General features: G+C 64.7%; 17 protein-coding genes. 6 read left to right on the top strand and 11 right to left on the bottom strand.

Annotated elements, in window-relative coordinates; all coding sequences use genetic code 11:
* Nucleotides 1-25 precede the first annotated feature (25 nt).
* Entirely contained in the window at nt 26-901 is an 876-nt protein-coding gene (locus M1247_RS04385; RefSeq protein WP_317155061.1) for an alpha/beta fold hydrolase, read from the top strand.
* Nucleotides 902-913: 12 nt separating this feature from the next.
* Here the strand turns inward: M1247_RS04385 and M1247_RS04390 are convergent, their stop codons facing one another.
* From M1247_RS04390 to M1247_RS04425, 8 genes are all read right to left on the bottom strand, one after another.
* The gene (locus tag M1247_RS04390) at nt 914-1,528 is read right to left on the bottom strand and encodes an LGFP repeat-containing protein (RefSeq protein WP_317155062.1); all 615 of its coding nucleotides are present in this window, start codon (nt 1,526-1,528) and stop codon (nt 914-916) included.
* 318 nt (nt 1,529-1,846) lie between these two features.
* Nucleotides 1,847-2,212: a hypothetical protein gene (locus M1247_RS04395; protein WP_317155063.1), complete on the bottom strand. Its 366-nt coding sequence runs from the start codon at nt 2,210-2,212 to the stop codon at nt 1,847-1,849.
* 91 nt (nt 2,213-2,303) lie between these two features.
* Nucleotides 2,304-3,503, bottom strand: a complete 1,200-nt coding sequence (locus M1247_RS04400) for an NAD(P)/FAD-dependent oxidoreductase (protein WP_317155064.1) — start codon at nt 3,501-3,503, stop codon at nt 2,304-2,306.
* 116 nt (nt 3,504-3,619) lie between these two features.
* Nucleotides 3,620-3,913: a DUF4193 domain-containing protein gene (locus M1247_RS04405; RefSeq protein ID WP_317155065.1), complete on the bottom strand. Its 294-nt coding sequence runs from the start codon at nt 3,911-3,913 to the stop codon at nt 3,620-3,622.
* Nucleotides 3,914-4,025: 112 nt separating this feature from the next.
* Nucleotides 4,026-5,003: a glycine betaine ABC transporter substrate-binding protein gene (locus M1247_RS04410; RefSeq protein ID WP_317155066.1), complete on the bottom strand. Its 978-nt coding sequence runs from the start codon at nt 5,001-5,003 to the stop codon at nt 4,026-4,028.
* Nucleotides 5,000-5,767 carry an ABC transporter permease gene (locus M1247_RS04415; protein WP_317155067.1) on the bottom strand — a complete coding sequence of 256 codons (768 nt, stop codon included), beginning with the start codon at nt 5,765-5,767 and terminating at the stop codon, nt 5,000-5,002. The genes M1247_RS04410 and M1247_RS04415 overlap by 4 nt, the downstream gene beginning before the upstream one ends.
* A complete protein-coding gene (locus M1247_RS04420; RefSeq protein ID WP_317155068.1) occupies nt 5,767-6,921 on the bottom strand; it encodes a betaine/proline/choline family ABC transporter ATP-binding protein in 1,155 nt (384 codons plus the stop codon). Before M1247_RS04420 ends, M1247_RS04415 begins: the two co-directional genes overlap by 1 nt.
* Nucleotides 6,918-7,565 (bottom strand): ABC transporter permease, encoded by a 648-nt coding sequence (locus M1247_RS04425; protein WP_317155069.1) that lies wholly within the window; start codon nt 7,563-7,565, stop codon nt 6,918-6,920. Before M1247_RS04425 ends, M1247_RS04420 begins: the two co-directional genes overlap by 4 nt.
* A 156-nt stretch (nt 7,566-7,721) precedes the next feature.
* On the opposite strand from M1247_RS04425, the gene M1247_RS04430 reads away from it, so the two are divergent.
* Entirely contained in the window at nt 7,722-8,642 is a 921-nt protein-coding gene (locus M1247_RS04430) for a TauD/TfdA dioxygenase family protein (protein WP_317155070.1), read from the top strand.
* Here M1247_RS04430 and M1247_RS04435 read toward each other — a convergent pair whose 3' ends face one another.
* Nucleotides 8,643-8,945 (bottom strand): hypothetical protein, encoded by a 303-nt coding sequence (locus tag M1247_RS04435; RefSeq protein WP_317155071.1) that lies wholly within the window; start codon nt 8,943-8,945, stop codon nt 8,643-8,645.
* Nucleotides 8,946-9,101: 156 nt separating this feature from the next.
* Between M1247_RS04435 and M1247_RS04440 the strand changes: the two genes are divergently transcribed.
* Both M1247_RS04440 and M1247_RS04445 read left to right on the top strand, forming a co-directional pair.
* Nucleotides 9,102-9,401 carry a hypothetical protein gene (locus M1247_RS04440; RefSeq protein ID WP_317155072.1) on the top strand — a complete coding sequence of 100 codons (300 nt, stop codon included), beginning with the start codon at nt 9,102-9,104 and terminating at the stop codon, nt 9,399-9,401.
* A 514-nt stretch (nt 9,402-9,915) separates the two neighbouring features.
* The gene (locus tag M1247_RS04445) at nt 9,916-11,280 is read left to right on the top strand and encodes a hypothetical protein (RefSeq protein ID WP_317155073.1); all 1,365 of its coding nucleotides are present in this window, start codon (nt 9,916-9,918) and stop codon (nt 11,278-11,280) included.
* Nucleotides 11,281-11,322: 42 nt separating this feature from the next.
* Here M1247_RS04445 and M1247_RS04450 read toward each other — a convergent pair whose 3' ends face one another.
* On the bottom strand, nt 11,323-12,183 hold the full coding sequence (locus tag M1247_RS04450) for an LLM class F420-dependent oxidoreductase (protein WP_317155074.1): 861 nt from the start codon (nt 12,181-12,183) through the stop codon (nt 11,323-11,325).
* A 150-nt stretch (nt 12,184-12,333) separates the two neighbouring features.
* On the opposite strand from M1247_RS04450, the gene M1247_RS04455 reads away from it, so the two are divergent.
* Nucleotides 12,334-13,812 carry an amino acid ABC transporter substrate-binding protein/permease gene (locus M1247_RS04455; protein WP_317155075.1) on the top strand — a complete coding sequence of 493 codons (1,479 nt, stop codon included), beginning with the start codon at nt 12,334-12,336 and terminating at the stop codon, nt 13,810-13,812.
* Entirely contained in the window at nt 13,809-14,582 is a 774-nt protein-coding gene (locus M1247_RS04460) for an amino acid ABC transporter ATP-binding protein (protein ID WP_317155076.1), read from the top strand. The genes M1247_RS04455 and M1247_RS04460 overlap by 4 nt, the downstream gene beginning before the upstream one ends.
* A 2-nt stretch (nt 14,583-14,584) precedes the next feature.
* Here the strand turns inward: M1247_RS04460 and M1247_RS04465 are convergent, their stop codons facing one another.
* Complete coding sequence (locus M1247_RS04465; protein WP_317155077.1) at nt 14,585-15,289, bottom strand: DUF3060 domain-containing protein; 705 nt, start codon at nt 15,287-15,289, stop codon at nt 14,585-14,587.
* Nucleotides 15,290-15,338: the final 49 nt, after the last annotated feature.

Here is a 15,338-nt window from a genome sequence, read left to right on the forward strand (position 1 = left end):
CTACCCGACGCGGGGGAGGGGGACGTTGTCCGAACTGGTGACAACTTCCGACGGTCGGAAGCTCGGCTATCTCGAAGTGGGCGATCCGGACGGGCCGCTCGTCATCCACAACCACGGTGGCCCGGGCAGCCGGCATGAGGCGCATTTCTTTGCGGAGGCGGCGGTCAAGAGCGGCCTCCGGCTGATCTGCGTCGACCGGCCGGGAATGGGACTGTCCACTCCGCAGGAGGATCGCACCTACGCCGGCTGGGCTGAGGACCTGACGGCAGTCGCCGACGCGTTGGGGTATCGGGAATTCGGTGTGACCGGCTGGTCGGAGGGCGGCCCGTGGGCGCTCGCGGCGGCGGCCTATATCGACCCAACACGCCTTCGGCACGTCAGCAGTATCGCTCCGGGCAGCTACGGGACATTCGGTGACAATTGGGCGGCGGAGTACCTGTCAAGGATCGATGCCTTCGGCGGAACTCTCGCGCTGCGCTTCGTACCTGGCTTCCGCGCCATGTACGTAACTCTCGGATTGAGTGCCAAGCACTTTCGTCGACGCTTCATCACGCAGGTCCGCAACTCCGTCAACGACTACGACCGGCAGATCCTGCTGCGACCGCAGGTCGAGTCCGTATTCAGCGACGAAATGGCCGAGTGCTTTGCCCAAGGCAGCGGTGGGCTCGTAGCTGACGCTGAACTCCTCTACCGCCATTGGGCTTTCGACGTGACTCAGATCGAACGGCCTGTCCACCTCTGGCAGGGACTGGACGACCGGCTGGTGCCTGATCCGATCAACAAAGCAGTGGCTGACCAAATGCCCGGAGCGGTATGGCATCCCGTCCGCGAAGCCGGCCACTTCGTGGCCATCGGCTCCGCGGACGAGATATTCGGCCTCGCGTCTGTTGAATTAGGTTGACAGGTAGTGGCCCTACTTCGGCGTCACGGTCTCCGCGAAGGTGCCGTCGCCGTTGTTCAGCCAGGTGATCGTGCCGTGCTGGAACTCGCTGATCCAACCACCTTTGGCGACGTCGGGTCCGCCGGCCGTCTCGGCCTCATCGGCGGTGGGGAAGCCCATTGCGCCTGCCGGGCCGCCGTTTTCGGTGTAGACCCGCAAGATCTCACCCTGCACGACGTGCGCGCCGGTCCCCGGCGATGAGTAGATGGTGCCGTTGGCGAAGGCCTGCACCGTGCCGTCGCCCACCTTCTCCGGCTGTGCGGTCGGCAGGCCCAAGGTCGCCTCGCCGCCGGCCTTGTTGTACGCCTCGGCGGTCGGACCGTCGAGGCTCACTTCACCGACGCCGGGGGCATTGATCGTGGAGGGTGCACCCTCGGTGGCTGACGTGACGGCGCTCGACGCGGCGGAGGATCCGGATTTCGCTGCACTCGTGCCGGCATCGACGGCCGACGATGCGGCGCTCGTAGCGCTGGACACTGCATCTTTGGCGGAATCTTGTGCTTCCTGTGAGCATGCGACTAGGGCTGCACCAGAAATGGCGAAAGCTGCAGCTACGGCTCCTGTGCGTTTCATCAGCTTTGGGTTCATGGTGACGAACGTAACATCGTGCCGGCAACTTGTGTAGCAAACCTCGCCGGCGTGGGAAACCATGCCCAGATCTGGGCAACGCATCGAAACTGGATGTTCACGCGCTCGGCGCGGACCAGAACCCCGACCTCCGCACGTGGTGCGGTACTCCAGGTTTCGCCCGTGACCAGTGCATATGCGAGGACTACTCTACGTAGTAGAGAGCAGGTCCGGGCCAGCCGAAATAATCGGCCGGCAGCGTTGAAAAGAAGCGCTACGAATCCAGCTATCGACCCGGCAACCTGATGTTCGATCGGCCGTTACTCAATCGACCGCGACTCAGTAGTCGGGCGTGCTCACGTCTTGGAGTTCTTCCTCCGGTTGCTGCGGCGTAATCGGTCCGGGCATCTGATTCTGTGCCGGGTTCTGCTGGATCTCGGTCGAGCCGCCGCACTCTGCGCCGGTGACTCCGGGTGGGCATACGGAAGCACTCGCGGGGGCAGGCGAGTTAGGCACCAGGTACGGGGCGCAGTTGTCGGTGAAGGTGTCGTTTTCCTCGCCGCCCGGGCACGCGGCGAGCTGGGCGGGCGCACTGTGCGGTGCGGCACCGACGGCCGTGACCACCGGTGCCATGGCGGCGATCGCGAAGCCGCCGGCGATGATCAGTCGTCGAACATTCGGACGTACCGACAGCCTCTTGGTCACGCACCCATTATGGAGCGAGCGGACGGACCGCGCGGGAGTTCGGCGCCGAAGCCCGGTTGACCCAGCGGTTCCAGGTCAACCGGGCTGGCCGTCAGCCGTTGCTGAACTTGCCGGCCTGGGCGAGAAGGGCTTCGGCGGAATCGACGGGCGGGTAGATCCACTGGGAGTTGATGGCCTGCTTCATCGACTTGGCCTCTTGGCCGGTGGTTTCGACGGTCCGCTCCCAGCCGGTGGTCGTGATCGCCCCGGCCGCACCGAGATCCAGCGCATTGCTGTACGGGTCGGGGGTAAAGGGCAGCAGATCTCCGCCCAGCAGGTCGGCCGCCACATTGTGGCCGGCGAACTTGCCCATCGGCAACGCGTGCTGGCAGCTCTGGATGGTGGTATGGCCGGCGTCGGCCATGGTCACTGCGGTGTCCCCGGCCGCGAACACGTCGGGCACACCGGCCACCCGCAGCTGCGGGTCCACGTTCAGCCGCCCGAAGCGGTCACGCTCGCCAGGGATCTTCGCCGTCAACGGACTGGCCGCCATGCCTGCGGTCCACACCACGGTGGCAGCAGGGAGCACCTCGCCGTCGGACAGCACGATCTGGTCGGTCGCCGCCGACGCCACTGTCACCCCCAGCCGCTGCTCGATCTTCAGTTCATCGATGGCCTTGGCGATGTAGGGCCGGGGCGCGTCGCCGAGTTCAGGTCCCAGCACGTCGGCGCGGTCGACCAGGATGACCCGAACCGATTCGCGTGCTTGATCACTGGGGGCCACCGCGCGGAGCCGGTCGCCGAGCTCGGTGGCGATCTCCAGGCCGGTGAACCCGGCGCCCACGACCACCGCCGTGTATTGGCCGGGAGACGCGCTGCGGTGCGGCAATTGACGCACGTGGTCGGCCAGCGCGCTCGCTGCGGCCAGGGTGTCGATGTCGAAGATGTTGCCACCGCCGGGAATTGCGGGCCGAACCAGTTGGCTGCCGGTGGCCAGCACGAGCCGGTCGTAGGACAACTCGACGGTCTGTCCGTCGCGGCCCACCGCATTCACCGTGCGGGACTCGACATCGATATCGGTAACCTTCGCGGCGACCCGCTCGACGCCGATGGGCCCGAGAACCCGGTCCAGCGCCACCCGCATGCGGTCCGGTTCGCTCTCGTAGAGCCTGGGGCGGATCACCAGGTCGTCGCTGTCACTGATCAGTGTGACGCGGATTTCATCGTCCTGCGCGGCGCGCAGAACGCGGACCGCTCCGGCGGCGCTCCATACTCCCGCGAAGCCGCCGCCGACGATCAGGATGTTCTTCACGATTTATTTCCTCCGGGTTGATGGGTGCCTATCCACCCTCGGCCCCGGAGGCCGTTCATCGAGCCCTGGAAACTCCGTAGTCCTGCCCCGGCACGCGGGTGCCGGGGTCTAGCCGGTCAGGCGCAGTCGACGCAGATCTGCTCGTTGCCCCGCTGCCGGGCCATCCGGCTGTGATGGTGCACCAGGAAGCAACTTGAGCAGGTGAACTCGTCGGCCTGCTTGGGGACGACCCGCACGGAGAGCTCTTCGCCGGACAGATCGATATCGGGCAGGTCGAACGAATCGACCGGCTCGTCCACGTCGATCACCGCGGTGTCCACGGCGGTCCGGCGGCTCGCGAGCTGTTCGATCGGCTCGTCGGTGGACTCGTCTTGATCCTTGACGCGGGGCGCGTCGTAGTCGGTAGCCATGATGATCCTCACTTGTTGAGACCAGTGCTTGGGCAACGTCCTCAGCAAGCCCATTTGTTCCCGCTGGCGGTGTCGGCTAAACCTCACGCCGGGGAATCGGTACCGCGCTCTGCTAGCGGGCGGTGATGAACCCCTGATCGACCATCCAGTCGCGGGCAACCACGCTCGGGTCACGCCCCTGGACGTCGACCTGCTTGTTGAGGTCGATGATGACGTCGTTGGTGAGTGCAGCGGTCACCGGCGCCGTGACCTCCGCTATCTCTGGATGTGCTTCGAAAAAGCCGCGTTTCATGGTGACCGATGGATTGTAGTGTGCGAAGAACTGCTTGTCGTCGGCGAGTACCACGAGGTCCAGCGCGGCGATCCTGCCGTCGGTGGTGAACACCTCGCCGAAGTCGCATTGGGTGCCGTCCGCGGTCGCCTGGTAGATGATGCCGACCTGCAGGATGGGGGTCTGTGCCCGTGCCGCGTCGAAAGCGTAGGCCGCGGCCATGCCCGGAAAACCGTCCTGACGGGCCCGGAATTCGGTGTCCACACATGTCTTGGCCGCCGCCGGATTGGTCCTGACCAACTCCGCGTAGTCCGACAGCGTGCGCACGCCGGTGCGTTCGACGACGCGCTTGCTCGCCGCCAGCGCATAGGTGTCGTCCATCGGTCCGGGCTCCAGCCACACCATGTCGTTGCGGGCCAGGTCCTCGTCACGGACCGCCTCGAACTGCGCCCGGGTGTCCGGAATCGGCTTCTCATGCCCCAGATAGTTGATCCACGCGTTGCCGGTGAACTCGTAGGCGATATCGACCTGGTCGGAAAGCTGCGCCTCCCTGGTGCTGCGGGAACCGACGATGCCGGTGAGGTCCCGCACGTCGGCGCCTGCTGCCGACAAGGTGTATTCCAGGATGTAGCCGAGGATGACCTGTTCGGTGTATTCCTTGGAGCCGACGGTGATCTTCACGCCTTCGAGCGCCGGGTTCGGCGTGATCGACCCTGGCCCGACCTGCAACGGCACCGTGCTGCCGGAACCCAGACCGCAGCCGGCCAGCGTCAACCCGCATACCGCCGCAGCGATCACGCGACGCAGCAAGCGGCTCATCGAAGTCCCTTGGGGTTCAGGTAAAACTCGGCTAGCCCACCCAGCCAGTCCACCAGCAGCGCCAGACATACCGCGAGCACGCTGCCCAGGATCAGTGTCACGTTGTCCTGCAGCTTGTATCCGGTGTCGATGAGAATGCCCAGGCCGCCGGCATTGACCAGAAACGACAGTGTCGCCGTGCCGACCGCGAGCACCAGCGAGGTGCGCAACCCGGCCAGGATGTAGGGCACGGCCAGCGGCAACTCGACGCGCAGCAGCACCGACTCGCGGGACATGCCCTGTCCGCGGCCGGCGTCGATCAGCGACTTGTTCACCTGGTCGATGCCCAGGATCGTGCTGGCCAGCACCGGTAGTAGCGAGTACAGCGCGATGGGCAGCACCCCGATCCAGAACCCGGTCTTGGCGGTCCAGAGAAACAACAGCACCAGCAGGCCGATCGCCGGGGCAGCCTGTCCGATGTTGGCAATGCCGATGAACAACGGCCGCAACAGTTTTGCCCCGGGACGGGTCACCAGCACACCCAGCGGAACGCCGACGGCCAGGACAATCGCGGTGACGGCGAAGGTGATCAGCAGGTGCTGCCAGATCAGCGCCGCGACGTTGCCTGCGTTGATGTTCTCTTTCTGGGTGTCGGTCAGATCGCGATTGAACGCCCAGAACACCACAGCTGCACCCACGACCAGTACCAGCGCCGGCTGAATGAGCAGCCGCAGCCGCTCGGTGCCGGTGGGCCCGGCGGCGGGACGTTCGACGGTGGTGGTCATCAGGACGCGCTGTCTTCCTGATTCGCCTCGTCCCGCAGTCTGGTGATGGTATCGATCAGGGTGTCCAATGTGACCACGCCGGCATACCGGTTGCCCGGCCCGGTGACGACGGCCGACGCATGCTGTTCGGCGAGGATGACTTCCAGAGCGTCTTCGAGGGTCGACTGGGTGCTCACCACGTCGAGGGGCTCGACGACCTCGGCCAGGGTGTGCGCATCACCCAGTTTGTTGCTGCGCACCCAGCTGACCGGCCGGTCCCGGTGATCGAGCACCACCGCCCAGTCGAATTCGCTGGCCGCCAGACGATCTCGGGCCTGCCCGACGGTGTCGTCGACCCGCACTGTCACATGCCCCTGCAGCTGAACATCTTTGACCCGCTGCAGACCGAGTTGGCGCAGCGACGCGCCGGAGCCGACGAACCCGGCCACCGTGTCATCGGCGGGATTGGCCAGAATCGTCTGCGGCGTGTCGTACTGGAGCACCTTCGAACGCTGACCCAACACCGCGATGCGGTCACCGAGCTTGACGGCCTCACCGAAATCGTGTGTCACGAAAACGATGGTCTTGTGCAGATCCTCCTGCAGCCGCAGCAGCTCATCCTGCAAGGTGCTTCGGGTGATCGGGTCGACGGCGCCGAATGGCTCGTCCATCAACAACACCGGCGGGTCGGCGGCCAAAGCCCGGGCCACCCCCACCCGCTGCTGCTGACCGCCGGACAGCTGACGGGGGAAGCGGTCGGAGTACTCGTCCGGCTCCAGCCCGACGAGGTCCAGTAGCTCGTCGACCCGATCATCGACCCGTTTGGAGTCCCAACGCAGCAGGCCGGGCACCAGCCCGACGTTCTGCCGAATCGTCATGTGCGGGAAGAGACCCGCCTGCTGGATCGAGTATCCGATCGACCGCCGGAGGTCGGTGGGTTTGATCGACAGCGCATCCTTGTCGTCGATCAAGATGCGGCCCGAGGTGGGCTCGCTGAGCCGGTTGATCATGCGCATCATCGTGGTTTTGCCGCACCCGGATGGCCCGACGAACACCACGATCTCCCCGGCGGGGATGTCCAGGGACGCGTCGTCGACCGCGGGCTGCTCGGCGCCCGGGTACACCTTGGATACGTGGTCGAGCACGATACGTGCTCCGGTCACTGCGGTTGTCATCGAATCCCTTTCGATGTGGTGAGCCGCCCGATCAACACCAGCACGGCGTCGAGGGCGAGCGCGAGAATCACGATCAGCAAGGTCCCGGTCAGCGCCATGGGCAGTGCGGTGGGGCTGCCCACCCGCGCGAGTCCGGAGAAGATCAGGTTGCCCAGCCCGGGACCTTTGACGTACGCGGCGATGGCGAGCACCCCCATCGACATCTGCGTGCTGATCCGGAGGGCCGACAGAATCGACGGCCACACCAGACGCAACTCGACCCGCCGGAGAGTGGTGAGCCGACCCATCCCGATCCCGCGGGCAGCGTCGATCAGGGCCGGGTCGACGGCGTTGAGCCCGACGATGGTGTTACGGATGATCGGCAGTAACGAGTACAGCACCAGCGCCGTGATGCTGGTGATCACACCGAGCCCGAACAACGGGATCAGCAGACCCAACAACGCGAAGGCGGGAACCGTGAGGATGACGCTCGAGGTCGTGGTGGCCAGATTCGCGGCCAGCGGCGTGCGGTAGGTGAGCACCCCGACCGACACCCCGATCACGGCCGCGATCAGCACACTCTGCACCACCGCGCTGACGTGCTGATACGAGTCGAAAATCAATTGCGCGTGGTGTGCGGTGATGTAGTCCCATAAGGCCGTCATCGCCGAACCCCCACGGCCGTCCTCCCGATTGTTGTCCAGGACCAGTTTGCTGGTACCCGAACTCCATTGAAGCAAAACGATCAACAAAGGTTCCCGTTACGCTCGCGTTGAGTCAAACGGTGGTGTCCTGACCAGGCTGTAGTGCACGGTGGCGGCGTGTCCTCGATTGATGTGGTGAAGCTGGGCGCGAACATCGGTGCCCGCATTGACGGAGTCGACGTGAGCGGCAATCTCGACGCGGCCACGGTGTCCGCGATCAACGATGCGTTGCTCGAACACAAGGTGATCTTCTTTCGCGGTCAGCATGAGCTCGACGACGAAGGCCAGCTGGCATTCGCCCGGCTGCTGGGCACACCCACCATCGCACATCCCACGGTGACCTCACGGGGTGACCGGATCCTGCCGATCGATTCGCGCTACGACAAGGCCAACAGCTGGCACACCGATGTGACGTTCGTCGACCGGATCCCGAAAGCCTCACTGCTGCGCGCGGTTACGTTGCCGAGCTACGGCGGCACCACGACGTGGGCATCGACCGAGGTGGCCTACGAGCGGTTACCTGCACCGCTACGCGCGTTGGTGGAGAACCTGTGGGCCGTGCATACCAACGAGTTCGACTACGCCGCGGACTACGACGGTCGTCACGAGCAACTCGGCGACAACGAACGTCAATATCGCGACGAGTTCACCTCCCAGTACTTCGAAACGGAGCATCCGGTGGTGCGGGTGCATCCCGAAACGGGTAAACGGGTGCTCGTGCTCGGCCACTTCATCAAGCAGTTCGTCGGGCTCAGCGCGGCCGAGTCGGCGACCCTGTTCCAACTCCTGCAGAACCGGGTGACCAAGCTGGAGAACACCATTCGGTGGCAGTGGGAGCTCGGCGACCTGGCGATCTGGGACAACCGGGCCACCCAGCATTACGCGGTGGCCGACTACGACGACCAGTTCCGCCGGCTGAGCCGGATCACGCTGGCCGGCGACGTCCCGGTCGACATCCGTGGTGAGCGCAGCCGTGTCATCGCAGGTGACGCATCGCATTATGCCGATGTCACCGTGCCGGTGTCACTGGCCAGCTGATCAGAGCCGGTACATCTCCCGCGACATCAGCGACGTCTCGAGAAAGGTCAGCCGCGACGGGTAATCGTGCCGATCGCCCTTGCGCTCGGAGCGGGTCAGCCACCAGGTGACGGCGGATGACACGGTGTGGGCATGATGCCGGCGCGGTGGCAAGGGCGCGGCCGCAGCGGTGCTGAACAGCACTTGCTGTTCAGTGATCAGTACGGGGGCGGGGACCGAAGCGTGGGCGGCAGCATTGTTTTTAACGACGTTGCTTTTGACGACATCGTTTTTGACGACGGAAGTTGTTGTCAATTTGCTCATTTCGAACTTCCTTCAATCGAAGCGTCGGATAATTCTGACGCTTGATGTCAGGAAACCTACGGCGGTCGGCGACGATTCTCACGCGTAGTGCACTACCTCATTTTGTCCGTCGGCCGTCCGAAGGGACCTCTGTACGGACTGGGTACAGTCAGCGGCGTGTTTGACGACGCCGCAGGACCAGACGACGACATCGCCGACGACGCCGAACTGGAGGAAGGTGAGGCGGAGCTCGACGAGCAGGACGCCAACGGCCAGGTGTTGTCGATCCGCCGCAACGGCGAGGAGATCCTGACGATCGTTGCGCAGGACGACGAGTGGAGTGTTCACCTGCAGCCGGGTGGCGCCGTGCAGAGCGCATTCCTCGGTTCCCGACGGGACACGCCCGTCTGGGTCAACACCGGCGAGCATCAGATCGAGCGTGACGACGACGGCACGTACGTCATCCGCATCGACTGAACCTGTCTTTTCCGCGACGTATCGAGACGGAATCCGCGGTTTACACGACAGCTGAACACGACAGCGAACTGGACACATCGCGAGATTTGTACAGCGGTCGTAGCTGGCGATGACTTCGCGGGGCGAAGGGTGGCGTAGCTGCCCGGGCCCGGCTGTGCGCTCGGCCACGATGCGTCAGCAAAGTGAGCTGCGGCATAGTTCGGAGAAGTTACCGGCCGGTAAAAGTGCTTCCCGCCGCAACTTTGACACGGGTGGCTAATCCCGGCGCGGGCGGTCCGGAAGTCTGAACGCGGTCCGTTGAAATTTGCGCGGACGTCAACTTGTTGAATCCGAGCTTCGTTTGCTGAAGAAGCATTTGCTAACTGGCGACAGCAAACTACGAATTGGATACAGCTTGGCGCGTCTCATCTCGCGAGCGGCAAGGCAAGCGCTTGACGTGCAATTTCTGGATTGCAATTAAGTTACTCTCAGGTAAGTTCCTCGCTGGGGGACTCATCCAGCAAAAGGAGTTTCAATGCAGTTAGCTGTTCGCTCATACCTGGCGACGGGCGTGGCCGTTGCCGGTGTAGGCGCCTTGGCGGTCAGCCCGCTCGCGCCGCCAATGCCCGATGTCTCGGTTCCGGTGGTGCACTCGTCGGCCGCGGTCGAGTTGTCGTCGTTGGTCAACCCGATCGAGGGCTATGCGGCCGCCTTCACCCAGGCATTTCAGAACACGGTGGCCCTCGGTCAGCGAGTTGCGGACAACCCAGCGCCGATCCTGTCGCAGATCGTCAAGAACCAGCTCACCAGCGCCGCCGCCATCGGCACCTTCGTCGATGCCTTCGGGTCGAGCCTGTCCGGTGCGTTCGCGGAGGCGCCGGAGCAGTTGAAGCTCGCGACTGAGCAGTTCGCCGCCGGTGACGTCTCCGGGGCACTCACCACCGTGCAGAACGCCCTGCTCGGGCCTGTGGTCCAGGCAGTGTTCGACACCCTGTTCCTCAACCCGGACATCTGGGCCGGTTTCCAGGGCGCCCTGCGGCAACCGATTGCCAATGCATTGGCCGTCGTCGATCTGTTGAGTGTGAACAACGTGGGCAGCCTCCTCGGCCCGCTGCTCGCGCCTGTTCAGCTGATCACCGACGTGACCGGCGCGGTCGGGACTGCCGGTGACGACCTCTTCGCGGGCGTCAAGGCCGGCGACTTCGAGCAGGTGGCCAATGCTGTGCTCAGCCTCGGCCCGAATCTGACGCAGGCGATCCTCAACGGCGCCCCGGGTTCCGGGGACTTCGGTGCGGGCCTGCTCGGACCGCAAGGCATCGTCGCGGGACTGCTCACGATCCGGGATCTCGTCGCCGAGGCCATCACGCCCCCCGCGGCCACGACGACGCTGACCGGTTTGGCGGCAGCACCGGCCGTGACCAAGGTGACGTTGGATGTGGCTCCGCAGGCCCCCGCCCTCGAGGCGCCCAAGACGGGTACCGAAACCGGTGCGGCGGAGTCGGCATCCGGCGCGGAGTCGACACCCGCCACAGAAGCTGCGGCAGACGCCCCGGCTGCACCCGCGGAGGCGCCCGCAGAAGCGCCCGAGAAGGAGGCCACGGCTGTGGACACGGCCGGCACTGCGGTCGGGAACATCGTGAAGGAAAGCCCGAAGGCTGTCCCGGGTAAGACCGGGACCAGTGTGTCGACGAAGAAGGTCAACCCGCTCAAGAATGTTCGCGACGGCATTCGCGGCGCGTTGAAGAACGTCAACCAGGGCGTGAAGGACGCTGTCTCCGGCCTCAGCGGCAAGACCGCCAAGCAGGCCAAGTCGGAAAGCTCCGCGAAGACCGGTGGCTCCGCCGACAGCTCCGGTGGTTCCAGCTCTGCCGGCGGCTCGTCTGCCGGCGGCGCCGACTAGTCACGTCGACCCGTCAGTAGGCCCTCTCCTTCGGGAGGGGGCCTACTGCTGCGCTGGGGCCAACCGGCCCAGCACGGCCAGATGTTCGTCGACCGTCGTCAGCCCGGCGCCCATGGTGTTGATCGACACGTGCGAGGCGCCCGCCTCGGCCCAGGCCGCAAGCTCCCGGCGCGCGGCGTCGTCGTCGCCACGCCACGTCACCCGGCCCTCCATCCCGATCGCCGCGGGATCCCGCCCGGCACCGATGGCCGCCTGGGCGACGACCGCGCGGGCCTCCTCGAGCTGGGGTCCGGGCGCCATCATCGGGAACCAGCCGTCGGCCAGGCGCCCGGCCCGCCGGAAGCCGGCGGCCGAGGCCGAGCCGATCCACACCGGAATCGGCCGTTGCACCGGCAGCGGCGCCAACCCTGCGCCGGTCACGACGTGATAGGTGCCGTCGAACGTCACCGAGCGTTCCTGCCACAGTCGGCGGAGAAGTTCGATCTGCTCGGCCGACCGCTTCCCGCGGTCGGTGAAGTTCTCCCCGAGAGCCTCGTATTCGACCGCATTCCAACCGATTCCGACGCCAAGGCGTAATCGCCCATTGCTGAGCAGGTCAACCTCGGCCGCCTGCTTGGCCACCAGGGCGGTCTGGCGTTGCGGCAGGATGATCACGCCGGTCACCAGCTCCACCGAGTGCGTGATGCCCGCCAGGTAGCCGAACATCACCAGCGGTTCGTGGAACGTCGTATCCACGTCGTAGGGGCCGTTCCAGCCCGGGTGAACCGCCGGGTCGGCGCCGACGACGTGGTCGTAGGCCAGGATGTGGGTGTAGCCAAACTCTTCGACCTGTTGGCCGTAGGCCCGCACCGCCCCGGGATCGCCCGCCAACTCCGTCTGCGGAAACACCACTCCTACACGCATCTACATTCCCTTCCTCTACCCCCAGGCAGGTACGACAGCCAATCGGGCTCGATGATTCCCGTATCCGACAAGTGCCCCGAATCGTCCCGCCGCCATGGGCGGGACGATAACGTGGGGCGTCCGCACGACCGTCACGATGGAAGGCGCAGCATGCCAGCCGGTTGGTCACAGCACGTTCACAGCCGAGGATCGCGTTCACCTCTACGGTGGCTCACCTTTTTTGCCGCGGTTCTCGTCGGCCTGGTAGGCACCGCGCTGCTCTCCCCGGCAACCGCCTCGGCGGAGGGCGAGACCTACACCATCGCCACCGACACGACCTTCGCGCCGTTCGAATTCCAGGACAGCAAGGGCAATTTCGTCGGTATCGATATGGATCTCATCCGGGAGATCGCCAAAGACCAGGGCTTCAACGTCGACATCAAACCACTGGGGTTCGACGCCGCGCTGCAGGCCGTACAGGCGAATCAGGCCGACGGCGTGATCGCGGGCATGTCGATCACCGATGAGCGCAAGAAAGTGTTCGACTTCTCCGACCCCTACTTCGAGTCCGGCGTCCAGATGGCCGTTCTCGAGGAAAACACCGACATCAAGTCCTACGAGGACCTCAAGGGCAAGCGGGTAGCGGTCAAGAACGGCACAGAGGGTGCGGAGTTCGCCAACTCGATCAAGGACAAGTACGGCTTCGAAGTGGTGTCCTTCGCCGACTCGTCGACGATGTTCGACGAGGTCAGGACCGGGAATTCGGAGGCCGTCTTCGAGGACTACCCGGTGCTGAACTACGGCATCGCCACGCAGCGCAACGGATTCAAGACGGTGACTCCGAAGGAAGCCGGATCGAGCTACGGGTTCGCGGTGAACAAGGGCCAGAATCCCGAGCTGCTGCAGAAGTTCAACACCGGGCTGAAGAACCTCAAGGACTCCGGTCGTTATCAGGAGATCATCGACACCTACCTCGGGAAAGGCGCCACGACCGACGACAATTCGTTCCTCGGCCTGCTGCGCAGCACGTTCCCGATCCTGATGGAAGGCCTGAAGATGACCGTCATCCTGACGGTCGTCTCCATCGCCATCGCGCTCGTTCTGGGCATCATCTTCGGGCTCATGCGGGTGTCCCGGTCGATCTGGCTGCGCGCCATCGGCACCACGTTCGTCGACATCTTCCGCGGTACGCCGCTGCTGGTGCAGGCGTTCTTCATCTACTTCGGCATCCCGACTGCGCTGGGCTTCCAGATGTCGGCGTTGACAGCAGGCATCATCACGCTGTCTCTGAACGCGGGTGCCTACATGACCGAGATCGTCCGCGGCGGAATCCAATCGGTCGACAAGGGGCAGATGGAGGCTTCCCGCAGCCTTGGCATCGGGTATCTGCCAACCATGCGGAAAGTGATTCTTCCGCAGGCGATCCGCACGATGATCCCGTCCTACATCAACCAGTTCGTCATCACCTTGAAGGACACCTCGATCCTGTCGGTCATCGGCATCGCCGAGCTGACCCAGACCGGCCGCATCATCATCGCCCGCAATTTCCAGTCCTTCTACATGTGGCTGATCATCGGCATCATCTACTTCATCGTCATCATGGCGCTGACCAAACTGTCCGACCGCCTGGAAAAGAGGATGGTGAAATGAGCCAGCTGGTACCCGAGGCCGTCGCGGCCGAACCCGAAGGCACCGTCAAGATCCGCATCGAGAATCTGCAGAAATCGTTCGGTGATCTGGTGGTGCTCGACGGCATCAACACCACGATCAGTCAGGGCGAAGTCGTCTGTGTCATCGGGCCTTCCGGATCCGGTAAGTCGACGTTCCTACGATGCCTCAACAAGCTTGAGGACATCACCGGCGGCAAGGTGACAGTCGACGAATTCGACCTCACCGACAAGAACGTGAATCTGGACAAGGTCCGTCAACACATCGGCATGGTGTTCCAGCACTTCAACCTGTTCCCACACATGACGGTGATCGAGAACGTCACGCTGGCACCGCTGTTGACCAAGAAGATGGACAAGTCGACGGCGGAGAAGCGGGCGCTGGATCTGCTCACCCAGGTGGGGCTGGCCGAGAAGGCGCACGTCAAGCCCGCCACGCTGTCCGGTGGACAGAAGCAGCGGGTGGCGATCGCGCGTGCCCTGGCGATGAGCCCGTCGATCATGCTGTTCGACGAGGCCACCAGTGCGCTTGATCCCGAAATGGTCGGCGACGTGCTCGAAGTGCTGCGGGCGCTTGCCGTCGAGGGGATGACGATGGTGGTGGTCACCCACGAGATGGGCTTCGCCCGTGAGGTGGCGTCTCGCGTCATCTTCATGGACGGCGGGAACATCGTCGAGGACGACACCCCGGCCGAGGTGTTCGACAATCCCAAACATCCGCGGCTGCAGGAGTTTCTGTCGAAGGTGCTGTGAGCTCAGCCCTGCTCGATGACGTTCGACTGACCGGAGTTGGCGATCTCCGGCTGCCCGGTGTGGAACGTGACCTGATTCTCGATGCCCGAAACCACGATGGCTTCGACGGAATCGACCGTGATGTTGTGCCCGATACCCGACACCGCCACGTTGATGCAGTGGCCGGTGATCGTCAGCGTGTTCTCGATGCCGCTGACGGTGACCGTGTTCTCGGCGCACTCGATCGTGCGGTGCTCGTTGATACCGGTCACGACGATCGTTTCGCCCGGCGCCGCGCTGGCGGCAGTCTCCGACGCAATCACCGGGGGCAGCGCTGTGGCCGTCGGTAAGGTGCGGCTCGGCGGTGACGGCGGCTCGTCGGCGAAGACCCCACCGGCATCGGAGGTCTCGCGGTCACTGGTGCTGAGCATCAGGTAAGCCGAGATGCCGCCGGCCACCAGACATGCCGTCACGGCGGCCAGCACGAGCAGAATCCGCCCACCGGAACCCGAGTGCGTCGGCTGGGTGACCGGGACGGGGCCACCATAGGACGGCCACGGCTGTGTCGGTGGCGGCGGAGGAGGGGGGAATGCGTTGCCGTACGTCCACGGCTGTGTCGGTGCGGCGGTGTGCCCCGTGAACTCGTCGGTCCCGAGTTCTGACGCGCGCTTGGAGAGTTGGTGTTCCAGCTCGCCGATGCGGGCCTCGGGGTCATCCTGCGGATCCATGCGCAGATGCTTGCACATCTGCCGGGGCGGTGCGGGGCAAACCTGTTGG

Origin of the sequence: Mycobacterium appelbergii (assembly GCF_032883035.1) — a bacterium.
Classification (GTDB): Bacteria; Actinomycetota; Actinomycetes; order Mycobacteriales; family Mycobacteriaceae; genus Mycobacterium; species Mycobacterium appelbergii.

Coding starts and splice junctions, on each gene's coding strand:
- M1247_RS04390 (WP_317155062.1), bottom strand. CDS start 1,528: ATGAACCCAAAGCTGATGAAACGCACAGGAGCCGTAGCTGCAGCTTTC.
- M1247_RS04405 (WP_317155065.1), bottom strand. CDS start 3,913: ATGGCTACCGACTACGACGCGCCCCGCGTCAAGGATCAAGACGAGTCC.
- M1247_RS04410 (WP_317155066.1), bottom strand. CDS start 5,003: ATGAGCCGCTTGCTGCGTCGCGTGATCGCTGCGGCGGTATGCGGGTTG.
- M1247_RS04415 (WP_317155067.1), bottom strand. CDS start 5,767: ATGACCACCACCGTCGAACGTCCCGCCGCCGGGCCCACCGGCACCGAG.
- M1247_RS04420 (WP_317155068.1), bottom strand. CDS start 6,921: ATGACAACCGCAGTGACCGGAGCACGTATCGTGCTCGACCACGTATCC.
- M1247_RS04425 (WP_317155069.1), bottom strand. CDS start 7,565: ATGACGGCCTTATGGGACTACATCACCGCACACCACGCGCAATTGATT.
- M1247_RS04435 (WP_317155071.1), bottom strand. CDS start 8,945: ATGAGCAAATTGACAACAACTTCCGTCGTCAAAAACGATGTCGTCAAA.
- M1247_RS04445 (WP_317155073.1), top strand. CDS start 9,916: ATGCAGTTAGCTGTTCGCTCATACCTGGCGACGGGCGTGGCCGTTGCC.
- M1247_RS04450 (WP_317155074.1), bottom strand. CDS start 12,183: ATGCGTGTAGGAGTGGTGTTTCCGCAGACGGAGTTGGCGGGCGATCCC.
- M1247_RS04455 (WP_317155075.1), top strand. CDS start 12,334: ATGCCAGCCGGTTGGTCACAGCACGTTCACAGCCGAGGATCGCGTTCA.
- M1247_RS04460 (WP_317155076.1), top strand. CDS start 13,809: ATGAGCCAGCTGGTACCCGAGGCCGTCGCGGCCGAACCCGAAGGCACC.
- M1247_RS04465 (WP_317155077.1), bottom strand. CDS start 15,289: ATGGATCCGCAGGATGACCCCGAGGCCCGCATCGGCGAGCTGGAACAC.